The organism is Stackebrandtia sp. (genome assembly GCF_035643755.1).
Classification (GTDB): domain Bacteria; phylum Actinomycetota; class Actinomycetes; order Mycobacteriales; family Micromonosporaceae; genus Stackebrandtia.
In genome coordinates this window covers 1-20,623 of the sequence record NZ_DASQPW010000224.1, presented here as the reverse complement: position 1 = coordinate 20,623, position 20,623 = coordinate 1, and the positions used below count along the sequence as shown (strand labels likewise).

Below are 20,623 nucleotides of genomic sequence, written 5' to 3'. Positions count from 1 at the left end.
ACGGCAAGAATGTCACAGGTCCGCGGCGCGATCACCGAGATATTCGTTGCCGATGCCGTGCTCGGCGCGGTAGGCGTCCCAGCGTTCGCCGAGGCGATCCATCTCCGCCACCACGAACTTGTAGAACTCGCGGACCTCGAACATCCGGGCGCCCGCGATGGTCCCGGTGCCGCCCAGGGCGTCCATCACCTTGTCCACCTCCTCGATGAGGCCGCCGAGGAAGTCCATCTTGATGGCCGAGGCGGTGAGCCAGTTGTCGTTGGTGAGCCGGTAACGGTCGCGGCGGGAGTTGGGGATGGAGTCCCGGAAGATCAGACCGGTGTGCAACAGGAATTTCAGCGCTCCCGACACGGCGGCGGCGCTGACGCCGAGTCTGTCGGCCAGATCGGCGGCGGTGAGCGATTCCTCCTCGGCGGTCATGATCGTCATCACCACGCGTCCGGCCATGCGCGGCACGCCGCGCTCGGAGAGCATCAGCGAATAATTCTCGACAAATGCCCTGATCGTGAGCTCGTCCCGCTTGGGCTCGATGTCGCGGTACACGCTCCCACCTCCTGGTTTCCAATACGCCCCAACGGCGCGAGTGTACTTGGTTATGAGTCTTCACAAGGTTGTGAAGCTAGTGTAGTGTCTGAAACATGGAAAACGCCATAAACACCGAGAGCCTCACCAAGACCTTTGGTCAGACTCGTGCCCTCGACGGCCTGGACCTTTCGGTTCGCACCGGCGAAGTCCACGGTTTCCTTGGCCCCAACGGCGCCGGGAAATCCACCACCATCCGGGTCCTGCTGGGCCTGCTGCGGGCCGACAGCGGCACCGCCTCGCTGCTGGGCGGCGACCCCTGGAAGGACGCCACCAAGCTGCACCGCCGCCTCGCCTACGTGCCCGGCGACGTCAACCTGTGGCCCAGCCTGTCGGGAGGCGAGGTCATCGACCTGATGGGGCGGCTGCGCGGCGGCCTCGACCCCAAGCGCCGGGCCGATCTGCTGGAGCGCTTCGATCTCGACCCGCGCAAGAAGGGCCGCACCTACTCCAAGGGGAACCGGCAGAAGGTCGCGCTGATCGCCGCGCTGGCCTCCGATGTGGAGCTGCTGCTGCTGGACGAGCCGACCTCCGGGCTGGATCCGTTGATGGAGCAGGTCTTCCGCGAATGCATCGCCGAGGAACACCACGACGGACGCACCGTCCTGCTGTCCAGCCACATCCTGTCCGAGGTGGAGGCCCTGTGCGACCGGGTCAGCATCATCCGCGGCGGGCGCGTCGTGGAGTCGGGGACCCTGGCCGAGATGCGGCACCTGACGCGCACCACGATCCGCGCCGAGCTGTCCGGCCCGCCCAACGGGCTGTCGGCCATCGAGGGCGTCCACGACCTGGCCATCGAGGGCAACACGGTCAAGTGCGAGGTGGATTCCCACCGGGTCAACGAGGTGCTGACCCAGCTGACGAAGTCCGGCGTGGAGAGCCTGGTGAGCCAGCCGCCCACGCTGGAGGAGCTGTTCATGCGCCACTACTCCGACGACATCAGCAAGGCGGCGTCATGAACACCCTGACCGGCACCGGAAAGCTCATCCGGTTCATGCTGCGGCGCGACCGGGTGCTGCTGCCCGTGTGGGTGCTCGTCTTCGCCTACGTGCCCGCCGGGCTGGTTCCGGGAATCAAGGAGCTGTACCCCACCCAGGCGGCGCGCGAACAGATCGCGCACTCGATCGGCGCCACGCCGGCGTTCACCGCGCTGATGGGGCCGGTGTACGACCCGAGCCTGGGCGGGCTGGTGGCCTGGCGCGGCAGCCTGGTGACGCTCATCCTGGGCATCATCACGGGCCTGACCGTCATCCGGCACACCCGCACCGACGAGGAGGCCGGGCGCCGCGAGCTGATCGGCTCGGCCGTGGTCGGGCGGCACGCCAACCTGGCGTCCACCTTGATCGTCACGATCGCGGCCACCGCCGTGGGAACCGGACTGCTCACCGCCGGGCTGATCTCCCAGAACCTCGACGGCGCCGACTCCCTCGCACTGGGACTCCAGTATGGAGCCACCGGAGTGGTGTTCGCCTGCGTGGCGGCGGTGTGCGCCCAGCTCACCCGCGGCGCGGGCAGCGCGCGGGCCATCATGTTCGTGGTGCTGGGCGCGTCGTTCCTGCTTCGCATGGGCGGCAACCTGAACAAGGACATGAAGTGGATGCTGTGGATCTCGCCGGCGGGCTGGGCCCAGGAGCTCAGGCCCTTCGCCGACAACAAGTGGTGGGTGCTGTGGATCGTGGCCGCCGTGTGCGTCGTCCTGGTGGCACTGGCCTTCGTCCTGCAATCGCACCGCGACATCGAGGCGGGCGTGCTGCCCACCCGGCTGGGTCGGCCGCAGGCGTCGCCCATGTTGAGCAACTCCTTCGGGCTGGCCTGGCGGCTGCAGCGCGGCGCCTTCATCGGCTGGGCGATCGCGTTCATCCTCATCGGATACATGCTGGGCTCGATGGGCAAGGGCGTGCAGGACATGTTGCGGGACAACAAGATGATGACGCAGATCGTCGCGCAGATGGGCGGATCGCACCAGCTGACCAGCGCGTTCATCGCCTCGATGATCGGGCTGATGGGCCTGGCCGTCACCGGTTACAGCCTCCAGGCCGCGGTGAAGCCGCGCGCCGAGGAGAACGCCACCCACGCCGAGAACCTCCTGGCCACCGGGGTTTCGCGTCTGTCCTGGCAGCTCAGCCACCTGGTTTTCGCGTTCATCGGGCCGGCCGTGGTGCTGGCCCTGGGGGGGCTGGCCATGGTGGCGTCGTACGCCGCGGTGATCGACGACCCCAGCGGCGCCTTCGGCGACGTGATGCGCGGGGCCGCGGTGCAGCTGCCCGCCGTGTGGGTGCTGACCGCGCTGGCGGTGCTGCTGTACGGCGTGCTGCCCCGGGTGTTGAGCCTGGTGTGGGTGGCGCTGGTGCTGTGCCTGGTGTTCGGGCAGCTGGGATCGGCGTTCCAGCTTCCGCAGTGGGCGCTTGACATCTCGCCGTTCACGCACCTGCCCAAGGTGCCGGGCCACGACATCACGGCCCAACCGCTTCTGTGGCTGGGGGCGATCGCCATCGTGGCCACGGTGGTGGGGCTGGGCGCCTTCCGGCGCCGCGACATCACCGCATAAGGAACATTCGCCGGCCTCGGCGTCGCCGCGTCGCGGTGGCGCCGAGGTTTTTTGTATCGACGTATTGACTGGGATGTATCGGTATCGATACGATCCCCCCAGCCAGCTCTGGACAACGTTGTCACACGCCCCGACCCGAAAGGGCAACGTCTATGAATGCCCCTCCCCCCGATCACATTCCCGTCCGACGTCCCATATGGAGAACCCTGTCGGTGACGGTGGCCTGCGCCGCGCTCGGCGGCGCCGCGCTGGCGGCACCCGCCTTCGCTGAACAGGCCAGCGACGTCACGCAATACGTCAATCCCTTCATCGGCACCGACGACAGCAACTCCCCCAACCCGGTTCCCGGCGGTGCCGGCGGTAGCACCTACCCCGGCGCCACCATCCCCTTCGGAATGACGCAGTTCAGCCCCGACACCCCCACCGGTTCCCCCTCGGGGTACCGCTACAGCGACGACTCCATCGAGGAGTTCAGCCTCACCCACTTCAACGGCGCCGGCTGTCCCAACAACGAGGACATCGGCCTGCTCCCGATCACCGGCGACATCAAGTCCTCCCCCGGCACTAATTGGACCGACTACAAGTCCAAGTACTCAAAGGACAACGAGAGCGCCAAGCCCGGTTACTACCACACCAAATTGGACACCTACGGCGGCACCGACGTGGAGCTGTCGGCCACCACCCGCACCGGCGCGATGCGCCTGACCTACCCGTCGGGCCAACCCGCGCGGCTGCTGATCAACGGCAGCAAGTCCGCCACGGGCGAGCGCGACGGCAAGCTGTCCATCGACGGCAAGACCGTGACCGGCACCTTCTCGGGCGGCGGTTTCTGCGGCTCGTCGAAGAACTACGCGATCCACTACGTCATCGAGTTCGACCGCGCGCCCAGCGACTTCGGCACCTGGAGCGGCGGGAGCGTCAACGCCGGTTCGGCGTCCACCAGCGGCAAGCAGTCCGGCGGATACGTCAGCTTCGATACCTCCGGCGATCAGAAGGTGCAGGCCAAGATCGGCCTGTCCTTTGTCAGCACCGACGGCGCGAAGGCCAACCTGGACAAGGAGCAGAGCGGCTTCGACTTCGACGCGGTGCGCTCGGGCGCCGACGCCGCCTGGAACGACCGGCTCGGCAAGGTGGCGGTGACCGGCGGCAGCGACGACGACAGGCAGAAGTTCTACACCGCGCTGTACCACGTGATGCAGAACCCGAACGTCGCCAGCGACGTCGACGGCAGGTATCACGGCTTCGACGGCCAGGACCACGGCTCGGACCGCCCGGTGTACCAGAACTACTCCGGTTGGGACATCTACCGATCCTGGTCGGCGCTGATCGCGCTGCTGGACCACGACACCGCCAGCGACATCATGAAGTCGATGGTGCTGGACGGTCAGCAGGGCGGCCTGCTTCCCAAGTGGTCGCACAACTACAACGAGCACTTCGTCATGAACGGCGACCCGGGACCGATCATCGTGTCGGAGGCGTATGCGTTCGGCGCCAAGGACTTCGACACCGACGCGGCGTTGAAGCTGATGGAGAAGGCCTCCGACGGCGGCACCACACAGGGCGACCCGATCCGGGGCCGCCAGGACGAGTACGAGAAGAACAAGTACATCGCCGAGGACCCATCGGACTCCTTGGAGTACAACGCCTCCGATTTCGCGGTGGCGACCTTCGCCAAATCGCTGGGCGACAACGACTCCTACAACACGCACATGGAGCGGGCCCAGTGGTGGCAGAACGTCTTCAACTCCACCTCCGGTTACGTGCACCCGCACAACGCCGACGGTTCCTGGCCGTGGCCGCTGGATCCGGCCAATCCGGACGGTTACACCGAGGGCAACGCCTCGCAGTACACGTGGATGATCCCGTACGACTACCAGGGACTCATCGACCTGATGGGCGGGCGCCAGACCGCGGTCCAGCGACTGGATCACCACTTCTCGGAGCTGAACGGCGGCCTGTCGCACCCGTACTTCTACATTGGAAACGAGCCCGAGCACGGCGTGCCGTGGGCGTACCACTTCGCAGCGCATCCACAGGGGACCATGAAGGCGGTGGACCGGATCATGTCCGAGTCCTTCACCACCGGTCCCGGCGGCCTGCCCGGCAACGACGATCTGGGCGCCACCTCGGCGTGGTACGTGTGGGCGGCGCTCGGGATGTACCCCCCGACGCCGGGCGCCGACACGCTGGCGCTGCACGGCCCGTCGTTCGCCTCGATCGCGATCGATCGCCCCGGCGGCAAGCTCACCATCAACGGCTCCGGCGTGGGCGACGACAGCCCGTACGTGCAGTCCTTGTCCGTCAACGGAACCAGCACCGATCAGTCCTGGTTGACCTACCGCGACATCGCCGACGGTGGCACATTGGACTACACGATGGGCGGCGAGGCCGGCGACTGGGGCACCAACCCCGACAAGGTGCCGCCGTCCTTCACCGACGGCGCCGACCAGCCCCCGGCCGCGCCGGAGCTGGGCGACAACCTGGCCCGCGACGCCAAGGCCACCGGCTCGGCGCCCTGCGCCGACGCCGAGAGCGCCGACAAGGCGATCGACGGGAGCCTGGCGGACAACTCGAAGTGGTGCTCCAAGGAGTCCGACAAGTGGTTGCAGCTGGATCTGGGCGCCGAGCACGACGTGACGTCCTTCGTGGTGAAGCACGCCGGTCTCGGCGGCGAGACCACCGGCTGGAACACCGGCGACTTCACGATCTCGACCAGCACCGACGGCCAGAACTGGTCGCAGGCGGTCAAGGTGGCGGGCAACAACGCCAGCCGCACCTATCACAAGATCGACGCCACCTCGGCGCGTTACGTCCGCCTCGACATCTCCGGGCCGAGCAACAACGGCGACGCGGCGGCGCGGATCTACGAGTTCGAGGTGTACGGCTAGCCTTTCCCATCCCCACGCCCGGTGGCGAGCTACCCCGACCGGCTTGCCACCGGGCATTACACTTGCCCCCACCGTCTAGACAGGAGTGTCAGCCCGTGACGGCCCAGCGCCCCAAACGTCCCACGATGAACGATGTCGCCGGGCGCGCCGGGGTGAGCCTGAAAACCGTTTCGCGCGTAGTCAACCAGGAACCCTCCGTGGCCCCCGAGCTGGCGACGCGCGTGCGCGATGCCGTGAAGGAGCTGGGGTACCGGCACAATCGGCTGGCCAGCTCGCTGCGCTCGGGCCGCAGCACCGCCACCATCGGGCTGACCATTGAGGAGATAGCCAACCCCTTCTATGCCTCGATCACCGCGGTGATCGCCGACTACGCCGCCGCCCGCGACACCCTGCTGATCACCGCCAGCCCCGAGGAGAACCCGAACGACGAGCAGCGCCTGCTGCGGGATCTGTGTTCGCGGCGGGTGGACGGCCTGGTGGTGGTGCCCGCCAGCCGCGACCACGCGTTCCTGCGCGAGGAGGTGGAGCTGGGCCTGCCCGTGGTGTTCCTGGACCGCCCGGCGGGCGGCGTGGAGGCCGACACGGTCCTGCTGGACAACTACGGCGGCGCCCACCGCGCGGTGTCGGACCTGATCGCGCGCGGCCATCGCGACACCGCGGTGCTGCTGGATCGCACCGACGTCTACACGATGCGCGAGCGGCTGCGCGGCGCCCGCCAGGCGGCCGTCGAGGCCGGGCTGGGCGATGGCCTCAGCGTGCGCGGCGGCGTCCGCGACCCCGCGACCGCCGCGGCGGCGGTCGCCGAGCTGCTGGAGTCGCCGCGCCCGCCCACGGCGTTTTTCGCGGTCAACAACCGCATCACGGTCGGCGCCGTGCATCAGTTGTGGCGGATGGGAAACGACGCGGCACTCAGCGGCTTCGACGACTTCGAGCTGTCGAACCTGATGCCGCGCGAGTTCAAGGTGGTGGCGTACGACGCCCGCGAGCTGGCCCGGCGGGCGGTCGAGCTGCTGTTCGACCGCATCGGTGGTGACCGCTCGGCTCCGCACATCATCACACTGCCGACTCGGCTGGAGCGGCGCGGGCTGCGCTGATCGCGGGCTATCGTCGCCAGGGTCGACACCGAGTCTCAGGAGTTCTCAATGGATCGTTACGCGCGCGGCAGCCACGAGTTTCGCGAGCTGGTGGGCGGCGACCCCGCCACGGCCCTGGCCGCGATCCGGCGGCAGTCGCCCGAGATGTTCCAGACCCTGATCGAGACGGGCTTCGCGGGCCAGATGACCCGCGCCGAGCTGAGCCGCCAGTGGCGCGAGCTGGCCACCGTGGCGATGCTGGCGGCCATCGGCGGCGCCGAACCCCAGCTGGCCACCCACGTCCACGCGGCGCTGCGCAATGGCGTCTCCCCCGACGAGCTGCGCGCCCTCGCCGAACACGTCACGGGCTACGCGGGCTTCCCCCGAGGCCTCAACGCGCTGCGGGTCATCGACGAGGCCATCACGGCCGCCGACCTCCCCGCCCCCGCCGGGCGACGCGCCGTCCGCCTGCCCACCCACGACACGCAGGTGGCCTCGCGCGGGGAGTCGGGCCCTCCCGTGCTGTTGATCCACGCCATCGGCCTGGACTGGCGGATGTGGGACGCGGTGATGGAGCCGCTGTCGCGCGGGCGGCGGGTGTACGCCTACGACGTGCGCGGCCACGGCGCCGCGTCCGACACCAAGGTATCCACCATGGACGAACTCGCCGATGACGCGACGCGAATCCTTGACGCCCTTGACATCGACACCGCGCACGTCGTCGGGCTGTCCTACGGGGGCGGCATCGCCCAGGCGCTGGCCGTCGGCCACCGCGACCGCCTCGCCTCGCTGGCCCTGTTGGGCACCACCGACACCGTCTTCGACGCCTTCGCCGCCCGCGCGGCGGCGGCCGAGACCGAGACCACCGACACCCGCGTCGCCACCACCCTCCCCCGCTGGTTCACGACCGACGCGCTGGCGCTCAACGAATTCCCCGTCCGCTACGCCCGCGAACACCTCCGCCGCGCCCTGCCGACCGACTTCGCTGGTGCCTGGCGGGCCTTCCAGACCCTCGACGTGCGCGACAGGCTCGCCGACCTCGCCGTCCCCGTCCTGGTGGCGGCGGGCGAAAACGACGTCTCCTGCCCGCCCGAACTGATGCGCGCCATCGCCGAGCGCATCCCCGGGTCCGTCTACAAGGAACTCGCGGGTGCCCCGCACATGATGTCCCTGCAATCCCCCGACACGGTCGCCGCCGCGCTGGAGGAGTTCCTCCCGGCGGAGTCGTGAGCGACGGCGAGAAACGCGACTTCTTCGACAAGATGGACTCCCGTCAGAAGCACGGCTGGCTGGAACAGGACAACCTGATCTACGCCGGGCTCATCGGCATCAGCGTGGTGCTGGCGCAGCCCCAGCTCACCGCGACCTCGCCTCGACGGTCGCCATCGTCGCGTTCGCGCTCGCCCTGCCGCTGCTGGGCTTCCTCATGACGATCAACCGCCTGGCGGCGGCGCACGAGTACATGGGTGTGCCGACGTACGTCACCGTCGCCAAGGGCGTCGCGGTGGGTGCGGCGATCATCGGCGTGGTGGCGTCCTTTTGGCACATGTCCTGGATCGCCGGGGTGGTGCTGCTGGTCAGCGGCGTGCTCGGCGTGGCCGCCCAATCGATCTTCTACGTCCGGATGGACCGCGACCTGGAGTACAACACGACGGGAATCGCCGACGAACAGCGTCCTCCACCTCAGGGTGGAGATTGACGCTTCTCCATCTTGACGCCGATACGGATTCGTCGTCCGCTTCCTAATGTCGTTGGCATGACAGAAATCCAGTACGGACTCATCGGACTCATCGTCGTCGGCCTCATCATCTACCGCCAGTTGCAGCCGCGCCGCGTCAACAACCCCACCATGTACTACATCGCGGGCTTCATGATCCTGCTCGGCATCACCAGCGGCGGCCTCGTCGACCCTCACCACCTGGGGCTCAGCATCGTCCTGTTGGTCATCGAACTGGTGATGGCCGCGGCCCTGGGTATGGCGCGCGCCGCCAGCGTGAAGCTGTGGACCGACGACAAGGGCGTGGCGTGGAGCCGCGGCACCTGGCGCACCGCGGTGATGTGGCTGGTGTCGATGGCCACGCGGATCGTGATGCTGCTGACGGGCGAGTTCGTGTGGCACGTGCACACCTCCAGCCAGTCGGTGTTGATCTTCGTGGGCCTCACCATCGGCGTCCAGGGCCTGGTGGTCGCCCGTCGTTCCGCCTTGGCCTCGCGCGAGCCCGCGTCGCCCTATAGCGTGGTTGCGTGATCTCCTGGCGCACCTCCGCCCCCAAGGCGCTTCGCCTGGGGGCGGTCGCCGTTTTCGTGGTGGCCCAGTACCTCTCGCCGCCGCGGTTCGGTTGGCACGGCGCTCATCTGGTGGTGGCGGCGTTGACCGTCGCCATGGCCGCGATCAACGTGGGCGGCTTCCTGTACCCCGATTCGAGACCGAAGGACAAGGCGCGGCTGCGGCTCGCGGTCGCGATCGTCACCATCATCCTGGGGGTGATGCTGGACGGGTACTCGCCGGCCGGGCCCGCGCTGGGGGCGGTGCTGTGGTCGGTCGCGATGATCGCCATCCGACACCCGATCCAGCAGTCGCTGCCCGTGGGGTTCGTGGCGCTGCTCAGCCTGGTGGTGTCGGGTCGCGTCGAGGGCGACCTGAATCGGGGGGCGGGCCTGTGCCTGGCGGTGTGCGGGGTGTTCCTGGCCGGGTACGCGGGGCGGCAGCGCAAGCTCGCCCGCACCGCCGCCACCCACGAGGCGGTGCTGGCCGAACGCACCCGCATCGCCCGCGAGATCCACGACGTCCTGGCCCACTCGCTGTCGGCCCAGATCGTCCACCTGGAGTCGGCGAAGCTGTTGCTGCGCAACGAGAGGGCCGAAGAGGCCGAGCAGCGCGTCGATCTGGCCCGCGAGATGGCCAAGCGGGGCCTGGAGGAGGCGCGGCGCGCGGTGTCGGCCCTGCGGGAGGACCAGCCGCCGCTGCTGGTGGCGCTGAAGGAGCTGGTCGAGGAGTTCGCCGCCGACACCGAGCAGCCCTGCGCCCTGGACGCCTTCGGCAACGAGCGCTTTCTGTCGCCCGAGATCACCCTGACCCTGATCCGCACCGCCCAGGAGGCGCTCACCAATGTCCGCAGGCACGCCGCGGGCGTGGGCGCGAAGCTGCACGTCGGCTTCATGCCCGACGCGGTGGAACTGGACATCTCCAACCCCGCCTCCGACGCGCCCGCCGCCCCGGGCGGCGGCTACGGGCTGATGGGGATGCGAGAGCGGGCCGAGCTGCTGGGCGGCAGCCTGGAGGCGGGTGCCGTGGAGGATGGTTTTCGGGTGCATGTGAGGATTCCGACGTGAGTGTCCGGGTGCTGGTGGTCGACGACCAGGCGGTGGTGCGCGACGGCATGGTCCTGTTGCTGGGTCTGATGCCCGACATCGAGGTGGTGGGTTCGGCGGGCGACGGCGAGGCCGCGATCGCCATGGTGGCCGAGCACCGCCCCGACGTGGTGCTGATGGATCTGCGGATGCCGCGCATGGACGGCGTCAACGCCACCCGCCGCGTCCGCGCCGACTTCCCCGACACCCAGGTCATCGTCCTGACGACCTACGCCGACGACAAGTCCGTGTTCGGCGCGCTGCGCGCGGGGGCCCGCGGCTTCCTCACCAAGAGCGCTGGCGCCGAGGAGATCGCGGCGGCGATCGCCACGGTGATGGAGGGGGAGGCCCAGCTCGACCCGTCGGTGCAGCGGCGGTTGCTGGAAAGCGTCACCGCTCCCCCGCCCGAGCCCGCGCCCGCCGCGCCGCGCTCCCCCGTCGGCGCCGACCCGTCCCCGCCGCGCAGGCTCCCCGACGGCCTCACCGCCCGCGAGGCGGAGGTGTTGCGCCTCATCGCCTCGGGAATGTCCAATGCGGACATAGCCGCGAAGCTCTTCGTCAGCGAGGCCACGGTCAAGACCCACATCAACAACGCCTACACCAAGGCGGGCCTGCGCAGCCGCACCCAGGCGGTCACCTACGCCTACCGCCACGGCCTGGCGCGTCCACAGTAGCCTGTCACGACTACACCACATTGGTAAACTCGCGGCGACATCGGCGACCCAGGCTCGCACCTGGCCCACGGCCTCCTCGATCCCGAGGTCAAGCGAAACGGAAGCGGCCAGATCGTCCCAGCCCTTCCTCCAGGGAGAGGGGATCCGAAACTCGGGCGGCCAGGGTCGGGCCAAGCGTCGCAGCGCCTCGGCTTCGGCGGCGCGCGAGGCGAACAGTCTGCGGCACGCCTCGCGTAGATCGCCAAGGTCATCGGCATCGCGGTAGAAGGCGTCGCGAATCAGCAGAAGATCCACAATGTCGCGCACCCGCTCGTTGACGTGCAGGGGCGGGTCGTGCGGGGCGGTACAGGCGTGGATCTTCTGGGCGACTTGGTAGTCCATCGCGATCCCCGCGAACTCCACGGGCGAGGGAAGTCCGAAATGGTCCAGGACTGGGGCAACGATCATCCTCGCCTTGTCCCCCGCGCCCGCCTCGTCGGCGGACACCTCAACCTGAATGCTGCGCCACGTGGCACCCGCCACCTGAAGCTTCAAGTCGAAACGGCGGGGCTTGACGCGTCGCGGAACGCCCGCGATCTCTCGAATCTCGGTGCGTGCCAACGAGATGACGCCCCACGGTTCCGCGATGGCCGCGTCGAGTTCGTCGGCGAAGCGCTCGAACTCGCCACGAAACAGCATGTCGACATCCGCGGTGGACCGCGAGCGAAAGCCAAGGCACAGCTCCAGATAGGTCCCACCCTTCAACAACAGTTTGGGTGCGCCATCGTCATGGCGCGCCCGCTGCAACACGGCAATCAGGACGCTCGACGCGACTAGCCACGCCAACCTTCCTTGCGCGATGTTGTTCCGCTCCGCGGCCTGGACTATCCAGACATCCAAATGGCGCTTCGATCGTGGTTCTTTTCCCCGCGGTCGAAGGTCACTCAACAAGCGGTCGTTCATGAGAATCCCCCTCGAGCCGAGCTTCAAGCTCGGCCTTGTCAGCGGCCGTAATGTGGCCAAGGTTTCGGGCAGACTCAATCGCCTGCCTCAGCAAATAGTTGGGGGTACCACCCGCAACACATTGATAAATCGCAGTTCGTGGAGTTACCGCGCGTATCCCCTCAAACCACCCGAGCTGCATGTCGCTCAGATTGGCGTGATGCACGGTGAACATCTCACCTCCCGTGGCACGCGCACGATATCCATTAGGGACAGTTATGTGGATCTTGTCGGGATTCACGTCGCACAACTGGTACAAGTCGAGCATGGTGTCGTGACTGAGCACTCCGCGGCCATCGGGCCACAGGGTCGCGAGCATGTAGTCGCTCAAGGAATCCCCTACGAGTTCCTCAAAGCGATAAATCCCGTGGCCGACCTTGACGAGTTGATCGCGGCGAGCCAGCCTCCCGAGCTCTGCCACCGGTATGTCAAGCTGTCGCGCGTCGCGCGAAGTGACGTACCCATGCTGATCCAGTGCCGTGTCGAGGAGCTTTCTCCAGTACTTCGCCATGTTCCATACCCCCATCGACTGTCACAAGTATACCAATTTGGCTTACTTGTGACACTCGATCGCGGTGAGTGAAGCGTATGCTACGAATAGCAACACCGCAAATCCGATTTTCCCGATTCGGACGCCATCGCCGCCCGCGCCCGTCATGATGCGTGGGACCCGAATCGGAGGTAGGACCATGGCGATCTGTGACACCTGCGGCAACGACTACTGGTTGTCCTTTGAGGTGCGCACCATCGGCGGCGAGACCCACACGTTCGACTCGTTCGAGTGCGCGATCCAGAAGTTGGCTCCCGTGTGCGAGCACTGCGGGTGCAAGGTCGTGGGGCACGGGGTCGAGGCGTCGGGCAGCTTCTTCTGTTGCGGGCACTGTGCCCGCTCCTCCGATGTGGCCGCGGGGGCTCAGATCAAGGACGCCGTGGGCGTTCGCCCGGCGTGATCGGCGCGTCCTTCACAATCTCGGGGCTTGAGGCATTATTGCCTCACGACAAGGCCCACCGAGTATTCCCGAAGGACGTCATGACGCAGCCCGCCCCCGTATTGGTCGTTTCCGGCCCGCCTGGGGCGGGGAAGTCGACGGTGGCGCGCATGTATGCCGATCGCCTGTCGCTGAGCGTTCACCTGCACACCGACGATTTCTGGGCCAACATCCGCCGCGGGGTGATCCCGCCGTACCTGCCGCAGTCGCATCGCCAGAACGAGATCGTGGTGGACGTGCTCGTGGGGGCGGCGTTGGGGTATGCGAGGGGCGGGTATGAGGTCGTCGTGGACGGCGTGGTGGGGCCGTGGTTCATCGATCGCTTTGTCGACGGCGCCCATGCCGCCGGGGTTCCGCTGCATTACGTGGTGTTGCGGCCCGACGAGCCCACGACGCTGGCGCGGGCCACGGCGCGCGGACCCGAGGCGTTGACCGATCCCGAGCCTCTACGGTCGATGTACGCGGAGTTCGCGGACCTGGACTGCTACGAGTCGCACGTGCTGGATTCGAGTCGGCTGGACGCGGACAACACCGTGGACGAGGTGGCGCGGTTGTTCTCGGCGGGTGTGTTGCGGTTGGATTCCGCCGCGTGATGCCCCTTTCGCACGGCGGTGTCGGGTTTGTTGACCGAGACCGACTCCGAGCCAACCGATAGCAAACCGGTTGCCAACCAGCGGCGGCGAGTCTTGGGGAAACTCGATCGACTCACGGAGAGCCCATGCCCGATCCACTGGTAGCCGACCTCATGCAACTCCACAACGCCGGCAAGAACCTGCTTCCCGAAGCGGCCAAGACTTACGGCAAGCTCGCGGCGGACGGGTCGACGGCCCAAACCGAACTCGGCGCGGTCAGCTCCGAGTCGGGGCACGTCGCGTTCTGGTCGTCGGCGAACTCGACGCTCAAGCGTCTGTTTGACGCGTCCTCCCAACACATGACCGACGCGGGGAACCTGCTGCTGCTGATCGCTTACTCCTACGCCGAGCATGATCAGGCGGCGGCGACGGCCCTGAAAAAGGACGACCATCTCGATCACCTGCCGTCCCTAAAAAACGGCAAGTGGGTGTGAGGGAGCGGTCATGGCCATATCGCACGAGCTTTCATCCAAAGTGGATAAACTCATGAAGTTGCTGTACAAGTTCGAGGCCAAGGAGGACGGCAGGGAGTCCGTTATCAAGGACCAAGAGGATTACCTCGCCTCCATGGGTAACTCGGGCGGCACCCTGAAACAACGCTTCGTCAAGGTGCTCGATCCCGAACCCGACAAGTTCGATCCCGTGATCCAGACCTACGACACGATCATTCAAAGCCTGGGCGGCAGCGGCTTCGACGAAAACGACTGGCACTCCGACGGCAGCGCCAGCCCCACCGTCAGCGACTCGATGAACGACGTCATCAACACCATCATCGGCGGCCAGGCGGGCGGCGGGCTGCCTGGGTGGAACGGCAAGGCCGCTCACAGCTTCCGGTACAACTTCGCCAACGCGTACGCGCTCGACACCAGCAAGGGACGCAACACCGAGACCTTGCTGGCCCAGCGCTGGTTCGTCAACACGTTGAAGCTGGCGGCGGGCGCGCACAAGGCGATCCACGAGACGGCACGAAAGGACGCCAACAAGTTCCTGGACTCCGCGATCAACGCGGCCAACGCCCAGGACGACTGGTGCCCGCACTTCGGCGAGAATCTGGCCGCCACCATCACGATCCTCACCGCGGTCAGCGGTATCGCCGATGGTCTCGGCATCGAATCGATTCCGCTGAAGGGGATCGCGGCGATCGGCGAGGCCGCCACGGGCGCCGCCGAGGGCACCAAGCTCGAAAAATTCTTCAAGCCCTCGGGCGACAACCCCGACGTCGCGGTCGACGACTCCGGCGCGTACTCGATCTACACCTCCGCGCTGAGCTTCATCTCCACGCTCGGCTCCACCATCACGACCAAGGAGAAGGACGTCAAGTCGGTCATCCACCACAACGTCGCCCAGGTGACCGGGGCCGCCGCGTGGAAGCTGATCACGGGGCCCGCCGTGACCTTCGACGGAAAGTCCCCGACCCACACCGACGCCAACGGGACCACCACGGTCGACAAGAACTACCTCGACAACTTCGACAAGCCTTACCACTAGCGAGGTTGACATGACCGACTACGTAGACACCGTGGCCGACCTGGTGATTCGGGTGGTCTCCCCCGATAAGAACATCATGGTGCGCATCCACCATGGACTCGAGATGGACTTCTCGTTCCGCGACAACGCGTACGACAACTACCACGCCGATTCCCTTGGCCGCCAGATCGAAGGCTTGGGCACGTTGATGTGGACGGGTTACGACCGAGCCCACTCGCGCGTCTACCGCGAATCGATGGAGGGCAACGGCGCCAGGTTCGTCCCCACGACCGATCCCGATCGCATCAAGTTCGGCGAGCTGCGGCAGAACATCACCGCCGACGCCGAATCGCCGAACGGGTGGATCAGGTTGGGCGCCAAAGGAATGATGCGCTGGAGGGCGCGGGTTCACGAGGTGGTCCCCGATCAGGTGGACGAGGACCGTTTCACCCGGGAGCTGGCCGACGCCTTCCGCGCCGTCATTCGGGCCAACCGCGTCAAGCTCGACAAGCTGCGCGCCGCCTATCCCGACCGCCTGGATCGGGTCGAGCTGTAGGCACCTGGCCCGAATCGTGTGGATGTTGGCGCGCTGGCGGCTGGGCGCCGTGGGGTGTGGAGGGGACACTCTACGGCGTTGCCCGCGAGAAGGAGGGTCGCCATGTCGGCGAGGATGCGTGCCGTTACCCAATCGGAGTTCGGTGGGCCAGAGGTGTTGCGGCTGGTGGAGACCGCGCGGCCCGAACCCGGGTACGGGGAGGTGCTGGTGCGGGTGCACGCGGCGGGGGTGAACCCCGTGGACGCCGCCGCCCGCCGCAGCGGGCTCTACATTGGGCAGCCGCCGTTCACCGTGGGCTGGGACGTGTCGGGCGTGGTGGAGGCCGTCGGGACGGGCGTGGCTCGGCTGTCAGTCGGGGACGAGGTGTACGGGATGCCGTGCTTCCCGCACGAGGCGGGCGCGCACGCGGAGTACCTGGTCGCGCCGTCGCGGCACCTCGACCTGAAGCCCGCGGGGCTGTCGCATGTGGAGGCGGCGGCGCTGCCGTTGACGGGGTTGACGGCGTGGCAGGCGCTGGTGGACATCGCGCGGGTGGAGGCGGGGCAGTCGGTGCTGATCCACGCGGCGGCGGGCGGTATCGGTCACCTGGCCGTTCAGATCGCCAAATCCCTTGGGGCGTATGTCATCGGGACGACGCGGGCGGTGAATCACGCGTTCGTCCGCGGCCTCGGCGCCGACGAGGTGATCGACTACTCCAGTGTCGACTTCACCACGGTGGTCGCCGACGTCGACGTGGCGCTCAACGCGATGCCCGGCGACATCGCGGCCCGCTCGGTGTCGGTGATCCGCGACGGCGGGGTCCTGGTCGAGCTGTACATCGGCAACGCGGGCGTCGCGCGCCCCGAGGCGGCGGCGCGGGGCATTCGCGTCCCGTTCATGCTGGTGGAGCCCGATCTGGGTGGCATGCGGGCGTTGTCGCGGCTGGTCGGCGAGGGGCGGCTCAAGGCGCACGTGTCGCGGGTGTTCGGGCTGGAGGACTTCGTCGCGGCCCACGAGGCGATCGCGACGCGGCGCACCGTCGGCAAGATGGTGATCGGGATCGTGGACTGAGGCCGCGGGCTACTTGGCCCTCAGGCGCCGCCCGCCGACGACGATCAACGCCAGGCCGATCAGCGCGATGATCGGGCCCACGATCGCCCACAGCGTCACGCTCGTCATCGGGCTGCCCGTGACGTAGCCGAGGCCCTGCAACGTGAATACGGTCCCGAACCCGGCAAGCAACACGCCAGGAACGATGAACCACAACGATTTCATGTTCATGACCTCATCCTGTCAGCTTTCGGCCCCGACGGACGGGTCGCGGGGATCACGTCGCGATAACGGGGCCCATGTGGGGCACAATGGAGCCCGTGTGGACACTCGATGACGTGAGCGCGAGCCTGGAGAAGCGTTGGGGCTGCCCGATTCTGGTGGATCGGGTGTTCGACGACCACTTCGATCGACTGGTGTTCTCCGCGCGGCGGGAACGCGGGGACGACACCCCGATCGTGGTGAAGGCGGACCTCAACGCGCCCCAGACCGCGAACGAGCGTCACGCGATGCGCGCCTTCGCCGCACATGGCATCCCCGTGCCCCAGCTCCTGGACTGCTTCGACGACATCACCGTCATGACGCTGGAGGTCGGCGAGGAGCTGTCCGGCACTTCGCCCGACGCGCACTGGCGGGCGGTGGCCGCGGCGGTGCGGGAGATTCACGACAAGGTTCCCGCCGACGGCTTCGAGCCGTTTTGGCCCACCATGCGCCACGACGTGGCACGTGAGATCGACAACGAGATATCGCGGCGGATGCTGCCCGATCGGGTGCGCCCGATCCTGATAGACATTGTGGAGTCCGGCCTGCCCGACGAGCCACGGCGAACGGTGATCCACGGGGACAACGCGACCTACCATTGGCTGCTGCGTCACGGCCACGTCGGCGCGGTCATCGACCTGGCCAACGCGGGCGTGGGCGACCCCGTCGTCGATCTGGCGGTGTTGACCGAATGGAACCGCGATCGGCTGCCCGTGGTGCTGGACGGTTACGGCGCTGACAGCGCGTTTCGCTCCTACGTGGAGCGCACGCACACGGCACACCGTGTGACACGGCAGCTCGGCACCCTGTGGTGGCTGGAGTCGCACGGCGTCGACGCCACGCCCACCGCGCAGGACCTCATCCGCACCGCGGAGTCCGCCTGACCGGCTCTTACCCATGCGCCACCACGTGGTGGCGGCCAGCGGATCACAACCCCCGCTTCCAGCGCCGCGCCGCGCTGCGCCACAGCAGTCCACAGGCGGCGGGGACGTCGTGCACCACGTACCTGACGAACAGGCGGCGCGGCTCGGATGCCAAGCGGTGCAGCCATTCCAGGCCCGTCCGCCGCATCCAGTGCGGTGCGCGCCTGCGCAGGCCCGCCACGAAGTCGATGCCCGCGCCGCAGCCCAGGTACCAGGCGGTGGGGTGGCGGTCGGCGAGGTAGGAGATCACCTGTTCCTGTTTGGGGAAGCCGAGCCCGACGAAGACGATGTCGGGGCGGCAGGCGTTCAGGCGGGAGCTGAGCTCCTCCAGCAGGTCGGGGTTGGTGTCGAAGCCGATGGGTGGGCAGCAGGTTCCCGCCACCGTGAGGGTGGGGTACGCCTCGCGCAGGCGATCGGCGGCCACCGAGGCGGTGTTCTCCACGGCCAGTGGGGAACCGCCGAGCAGGAAGAGCCGCAGGCCGTGCTCGGCGGCGGTGCGGCTCAGGCTCCACACCAGGTCGCTGCCGGCGACGCGCTCGGGCAGCGGATCGCCCGACAGGCGGGAGGCCCACACCAGGGGGGCGCCGTCGGCGACCACCAGGTCGGCGGCGCGCAGGTGCTGGTGGGCGTCGGGGTCGCGGCGGATCTGGCGGACGATGTCCACGTTGGGCGTCACGATGCGGCCGCCGCGGCCGAGGACGGCGGATTCGCGGACGCGCTCCACCACCTCGTCGGCCTGCAGGGCGTCGAAGCGGATCTCACCGAGGTGGACGTAGCGCGGGCGGGTCTCAGGCGTGCTCACACAGAGTAAACGAGCCTGAGCCTTCGCAGGTCACGAAGTCGCGGCGGGTTTTTTCGGCCCAGGGCGTGTCCTTTGGGGTACCTCGTGCGGTTAATCCCTTGTATCGGACCATCGGGGGCGAAATGGACGCGAAGACCGACGACAACCAACCGACCAAGGTGTTGTTCATCGGAGGTTTGGGGCGCAGCGGCACCACGCTGTTGGAGAGACTGCTGGGGCAACTCCCCGACACTCTGCCCCTGGGCGAGGTGGCGCACGTGTGGGAGCGGGACGTCAGGGACGACGAGGCCTGCGCGTGCGGGTCGGCGTTTTCGGCATGCGAGTTCTGGCAGCGGGTGGGCGAGGCCGCGTTCGGGGGTTGGCACTCGGTCGACGTGGATCGGGTGGTGGCGTTGAAGAACACCGTGGACCGCACCCGGCACATTCCGACGCTGGCCTCGCGGCGGCTGAAGGGGCCGCAGCTGGAGCTGGTGTCGGAGTACGTGTCGCACTATCGCAAGATCTACGACGCGGCGCGGTCGGACTCGCGCGCCAGGGTCATCATCGATTCATCGAAACATGCCTCTCTGGCGTACTGCCTGCGCTGGTGCGAGGGCATCGACCTGCGGGTGCTGCACGTGGTGCGGGATTCGCGCGGGGTGGCCTATTCGTGGGCCAAGGAGGTGTCGCGGCCCGAATCGCCGCGCGGCGACGAGATGACCCGCTACTCCCCCACGCGCGCGGCCATGCTGTGGAACGCGCAGAACGCCGCGTTCGGCCTGCTGCGGCGGCGCGGGGTTCCCGTGCGGCGGGTGCGGTACGAGAAGCTGATGGCCGACCCGCGCGGCGTGGTGCGGCGGCTGGCGGAGTGGGCCGAGATCCCCGTCACCGAGCACCAGCTGCGCTACATCGGCGGCGACTACGCCGATCTGGGCCCGAGCCATTCGGCGGCGGGCAACCCGATGCGGTTCACCGTGGGGCGGGTGCCGCTGCGCTACGACGACGCGTGGACGGTCGGGCTGTCGCCCACCCGCAAGACGCTGGTGTCCACTTTGACCCGGCCGCTGCTGAGCCGCTACGGCTACACCGAGCCCGCGCCGCAGCCCACGGGCACGGTGACCGTGCAACCACGGCGTCCCAGCGACGCCGACGAGACCGCAACCGAGAGCGTCACGGCGGGAGCCTCCGATGAGTGATTGGCCGTCCATTGGGGTCGTCATCCCCACCCACGCCCGACCGGAGCTGATGCGCCGCGCCCTGGCCTCGGTTCTGGCGCAACGGTATCCGGGACGGCTCGGCGCCGTCGTGGTCTTCGACCGCGCCAAGCCCGACGAGTCCCTTGAGCAGGACGGCGACCGTCCCGTGCGGGTCATGAAGAACAGCCGCACCCCGGGGCTGTCGGGGGCCCGCAACACGGGGATCTCCGCTCTGGACACCGATCTGGTGGCGTTTTGCGACGACGACGACGCTTGGCTGCCCGGCAAGCTCACCGCGCAGGTCTCGGCCATGGAGCCGCGCACCGAGATGGCGACGTGCGCCATCAACGTGGTGTACCGCGGCGCCTCCACCCCGCGCCAGGCGGGCACGTCGCTGGTGAAGCAGGCGGACCTGCTGCGCTCGCGCATGATGATGCTGCACTCGTCGACGTTCCTGCTGCGGCGCTCGGCGATGCTGGGCGGGCTCGGCATGGTCGCCGAGGACGCCCCCGGCAGCCAGAACGAGGACTGGGATCTGTTGCTGCGCGCGGCAAGGCGCGGCCCGATCACCCATGTGGACACGCCGTACGTGAACATCCTGTGGGGGGAGTCCCACTTCGAGACCCGCTACGACACCAAGATCTCGTCGCTGCGGTGGATGCTGGCCCGCCACCCCGAGCTGCACGGCAGCC

At 68.0% G+C, this 20,623-nt stretch carries 23 protein-coding genes and 1 pseudogene; 19 read left to right on the top strand and 5 right to left on the bottom strand.

The window, feature by feature from the left end:
• Positions 1–12: 12 nt before the first annotated feature.
• Positions 13–543: a GbsR/MarR family transcriptional regulator gene (locus VE172_RS17450; RefSeq protein ID WP_324803226.1), complete on the bottom strand. Its 531-nt coding sequence runs from the start codon at positions 541–543 to the stop codon at positions 13–15.
• A gap of 95 nt (positions 544–638) precedes the next feature.
• Here VE172_RS17450 and VE172_RS17445 point away from each other — a divergent pair, with 95 nt between their 5' ends.
• From VE172_RS17445 to VE172_RS17400, 10 genes are all read left to right on the top strand, one after another.
• Complete coding sequence (locus tag VE172_RS17445) at positions 639–1,541, top strand: ABC transporter ATP-binding protein (RefSeq protein ID WP_324803225.1); 903 nt, start codon at positions 639–641, stop codon at positions 1,539–1,541.
• The gene (locus VE172_RS17440; RefSeq protein ID WP_324803224.1) at positions 1,538–3,130 is read left to right on the top strand and encodes an ABC transporter permease; all 1,593 of its coding nucleotides are present in this window, start codon (positions 1,538–1,540) and stop codon (positions 3,128–3,130) included. Before VE172_RS17445 ends, VE172_RS17440 begins: the two co-directional genes overlap by 4 nt.
• Positions 3,131–3,282: 152 nt before the next feature.
• Positions 3,283–6,018 (top strand): GH92 family glycosyl hydrolase, encoded by a 2,736-nt coding sequence (locus VE172_RS17435; RefSeq protein WP_349258435.1) that lies wholly within the window; start codon positions 3,283–3,285, stop codon positions 6,016–6,018.
• A 125-nt stretch (positions 6,019–6,143) separates the two neighbouring features.
• Complete coding sequence (locus VE172_RS17430; protein ID WP_324803222.1) at positions 6,144–7,112, top strand: LacI family DNA-binding transcriptional regulator; 969 nt, start codon at positions 6,144–6,146, stop codon at positions 7,110–7,112.
• Positions 7,113–7,160: 48 nt separating this feature from the next.
• Entirely contained in the window at positions 7,161–8,321 is a 1,161-nt protein-coding gene (locus VE172_RS17425; RefSeq protein ID WP_324803221.1) for an alpha/beta hydrolase, read from the top strand.
• Positions 8,318–8,521 carry a hypothetical protein gene (locus VE172_RS17420; RefSeq protein ID WP_324803220.1) on the top strand — a complete coding sequence of 68 codons (204 nt, stop codon included), beginning with the start codon at positions 8,318–8,320 and terminating at the stop codon, positions 8,519–8,521. Before VE172_RS17425 ends, VE172_RS17420 begins: the two co-directional genes overlap by 4 nt.
• Positions 8,518–8,790: a hypothetical protein gene (locus tag VE172_RS17415; RefSeq protein WP_324803219.1), complete on the top strand. Its 273-nt coding sequence runs from the start codon at positions 8,518–8,520 to the stop codon at positions 8,788–8,790. The genes VE172_RS17420 and VE172_RS17415 overlap by 4 nt, the downstream gene beginning before the upstream one ends.
• Positions 8,791–8,847: 57 nt before the next feature.
• On the top strand, positions 8,848–9,339 hold the full coding sequence (locus VE172_RS17410; protein WP_324803217.1) for a hypothetical protein: 492 nt from the start codon (positions 8,848–8,850) through the stop codon (positions 9,337–9,339).
• Positions 9,336–10,424 (top strand): sensor histidine kinase, encoded by a 1,089-nt coding sequence (locus tag VE172_RS17405; protein ID WP_324803215.1) that lies wholly within the window; start codon positions 9,336–9,338, stop codon positions 10,422–10,424. The genes VE172_RS17410 and VE172_RS17405 overlap by 4 nt, the downstream gene beginning before the upstream one ends.
• A complete protein-coding gene (locus VE172_RS17400; RefSeq protein WP_324803214.1) occupies positions 10,421–11,116 on the top strand; it encodes a response regulator transcription factor in 696 nt (231 codons plus the stop codon). The genes VE172_RS17405 and VE172_RS17400 overlap by 4 nt, the downstream gene beginning before the upstream one ends.
• A gap of 153 nt (positions 11,117–11,269) precedes the next feature.
• On the opposite strand, the pseudogene VE172_RS25735 reads toward VE172_RS17400, so the two are convergent.
• Together VE172_RS25735 and VE172_RS17390 are read right to left on the bottom strand one after the other, a co-directional pair.
• A pseudogene (locus tag VE172_RS25735) lies at positions 11,270–12,058 on the bottom strand (nucleotidyl transferase AbiEii/AbiGii toxin family protein); the annotation flags it as partial.
• Positions 12,036–12,608, bottom strand: a complete 573-nt coding sequence (locus VE172_RS17390; RefSeq protein ID WP_324803212.1) for a type IV toxin-antitoxin system AbiEi family antitoxin domain-containing protein — start codon at positions 12,606–12,608, stop codon at positions 12,036–12,038. The gene VE172_RS17390 and the pseudogene VE172_RS25735, both read right to left, overlap by 23 nt.
• 178 nt (positions 12,609–12,786) lie before the next feature.
• Between VE172_RS17390 and VE172_RS17385 the strand changes: the two genes are divergently transcribed.
• The 6 genes from VE172_RS17385 (at position 12,787) to VE172_RS17360 (ending at position 16,791) form a co-directional block, all read left to right on the top strand.
• A complete protein-coding gene (locus VE172_RS17385; RefSeq protein ID WP_324803211.1) occupies positions 12,787–13,047 on the top strand; it encodes a hypothetical protein in 261 nt (86 codons plus the stop codon).
• Between the two features lie 80 nt (positions 13,048–13,127).
• Positions 13,128–13,679, top strand: a complete 552-nt coding sequence (locus tag VE172_RS17380; RefSeq protein ID WP_324803210.1) for an AAA family ATPase — start codon at positions 13,128–13,130, stop codon at positions 13,677–13,679.
• Between the two features lie 125 nt (positions 13,680–13,804).
• Complete coding sequence (locus VE172_RS17375; protein WP_324803209.1) at positions 13,805–14,152, top strand: hypothetical protein; 348 nt, start codon at positions 13,805–13,807, stop codon at positions 14,150–14,152.
• A gap of 52 nt (positions 14,153–14,204) precedes the next feature.
• A complete protein-coding gene (locus tag VE172_RS17370) occupies positions 14,205–15,206 on the top strand; it encodes a hypothetical protein (protein WP_324803208.1) in 1,002 nt (333 codons plus the stop codon).
• A 10-nt stretch (positions 15,207–15,216) separates the two neighbouring features.
• Complete coding sequence (locus tag VE172_RS17365) at positions 15,217–15,741, top strand: hypothetical protein (RefSeq protein ID WP_324803207.1); 525 nt, start codon at positions 15,217–15,219, stop codon at positions 15,739–15,741.
• 102 nt (positions 15,742–15,843) lie between these two features.
• The gene (locus VE172_RS17360; RefSeq protein ID WP_324803206.1) at positions 15,844–16,791 is read left to right on the top strand and encodes an NADP-dependent oxidoreductase; all 948 of its coding nucleotides are present in this window, start codon (positions 15,844–15,846) and stop codon (positions 16,789–16,791) included.
• A 9-nt stretch (positions 16,792–16,800) separates the two neighbouring features.
• On the opposite strand, the gene VE172_RS17355 is transcribed toward VE172_RS17360, so the two are convergent.
• Positions 16,801–17,001 (bottom strand): hypothetical protein, encoded by a 201-nt coding sequence (locus tag VE172_RS17355; RefSeq protein ID WP_324803205.1) that lies wholly within the window; start codon positions 16,999–17,001, stop codon positions 16,801–16,803.
• Positions 17,002–17,090: 89 nt separating this feature from the next.
• On the opposite strand from VE172_RS17355, the gene VE172_RS17350 reads away from it, so the two are divergent.
• On the top strand, positions 17,091–17,915 hold the full coding sequence (locus VE172_RS17350; RefSeq protein ID WP_324803204.1) for an aminoglycoside phosphotransferase family protein: 825 nt from the start codon (positions 17,091–17,093) through the stop codon (positions 17,913–17,915).
• A gap of 43 nt (positions 17,916–17,958) precedes the next feature.
• Here the strand turns inward: VE172_RS17350 and VE172_RS17345 are convergent, their stop codons facing one another.
• On the bottom strand, positions 17,959–18,756 hold the full coding sequence (locus tag VE172_RS17345) for a WecB/TagA/CpsF family glycosyltransferase (RefSeq protein WP_324803203.1): 798 nt from the start codon (positions 18,754–18,756) through the stop codon (positions 17,959–17,961).
• Positions 18,757–18,878: 122 nt separating this feature from the next.
• Here VE172_RS17345 and VE172_RS17340 point away from each other — a divergent pair, with 122 nt between their 5' ends.
• Both VE172_RS17340 and VE172_RS17335 read left to right on the top strand, forming a co-directional pair.
• Positions 18,879–19,931 (top strand): sulfotransferase, encoded by a 1,053-nt coding sequence (locus tag VE172_RS17340; RefSeq protein WP_324803202.1) that lies wholly within the window; start codon positions 18,879–18,881, stop codon positions 19,929–19,931.
• On the top strand, positions 19,924–20,623 hold a 700-nt coding region (locus VE172_RS17335; protein ID WP_324803201.1), incomplete at its 3' end, for a glycosyltransferase family 2 protein. The genes VE172_RS17340 and VE172_RS17335, both read left to right, overlap by 8 nt.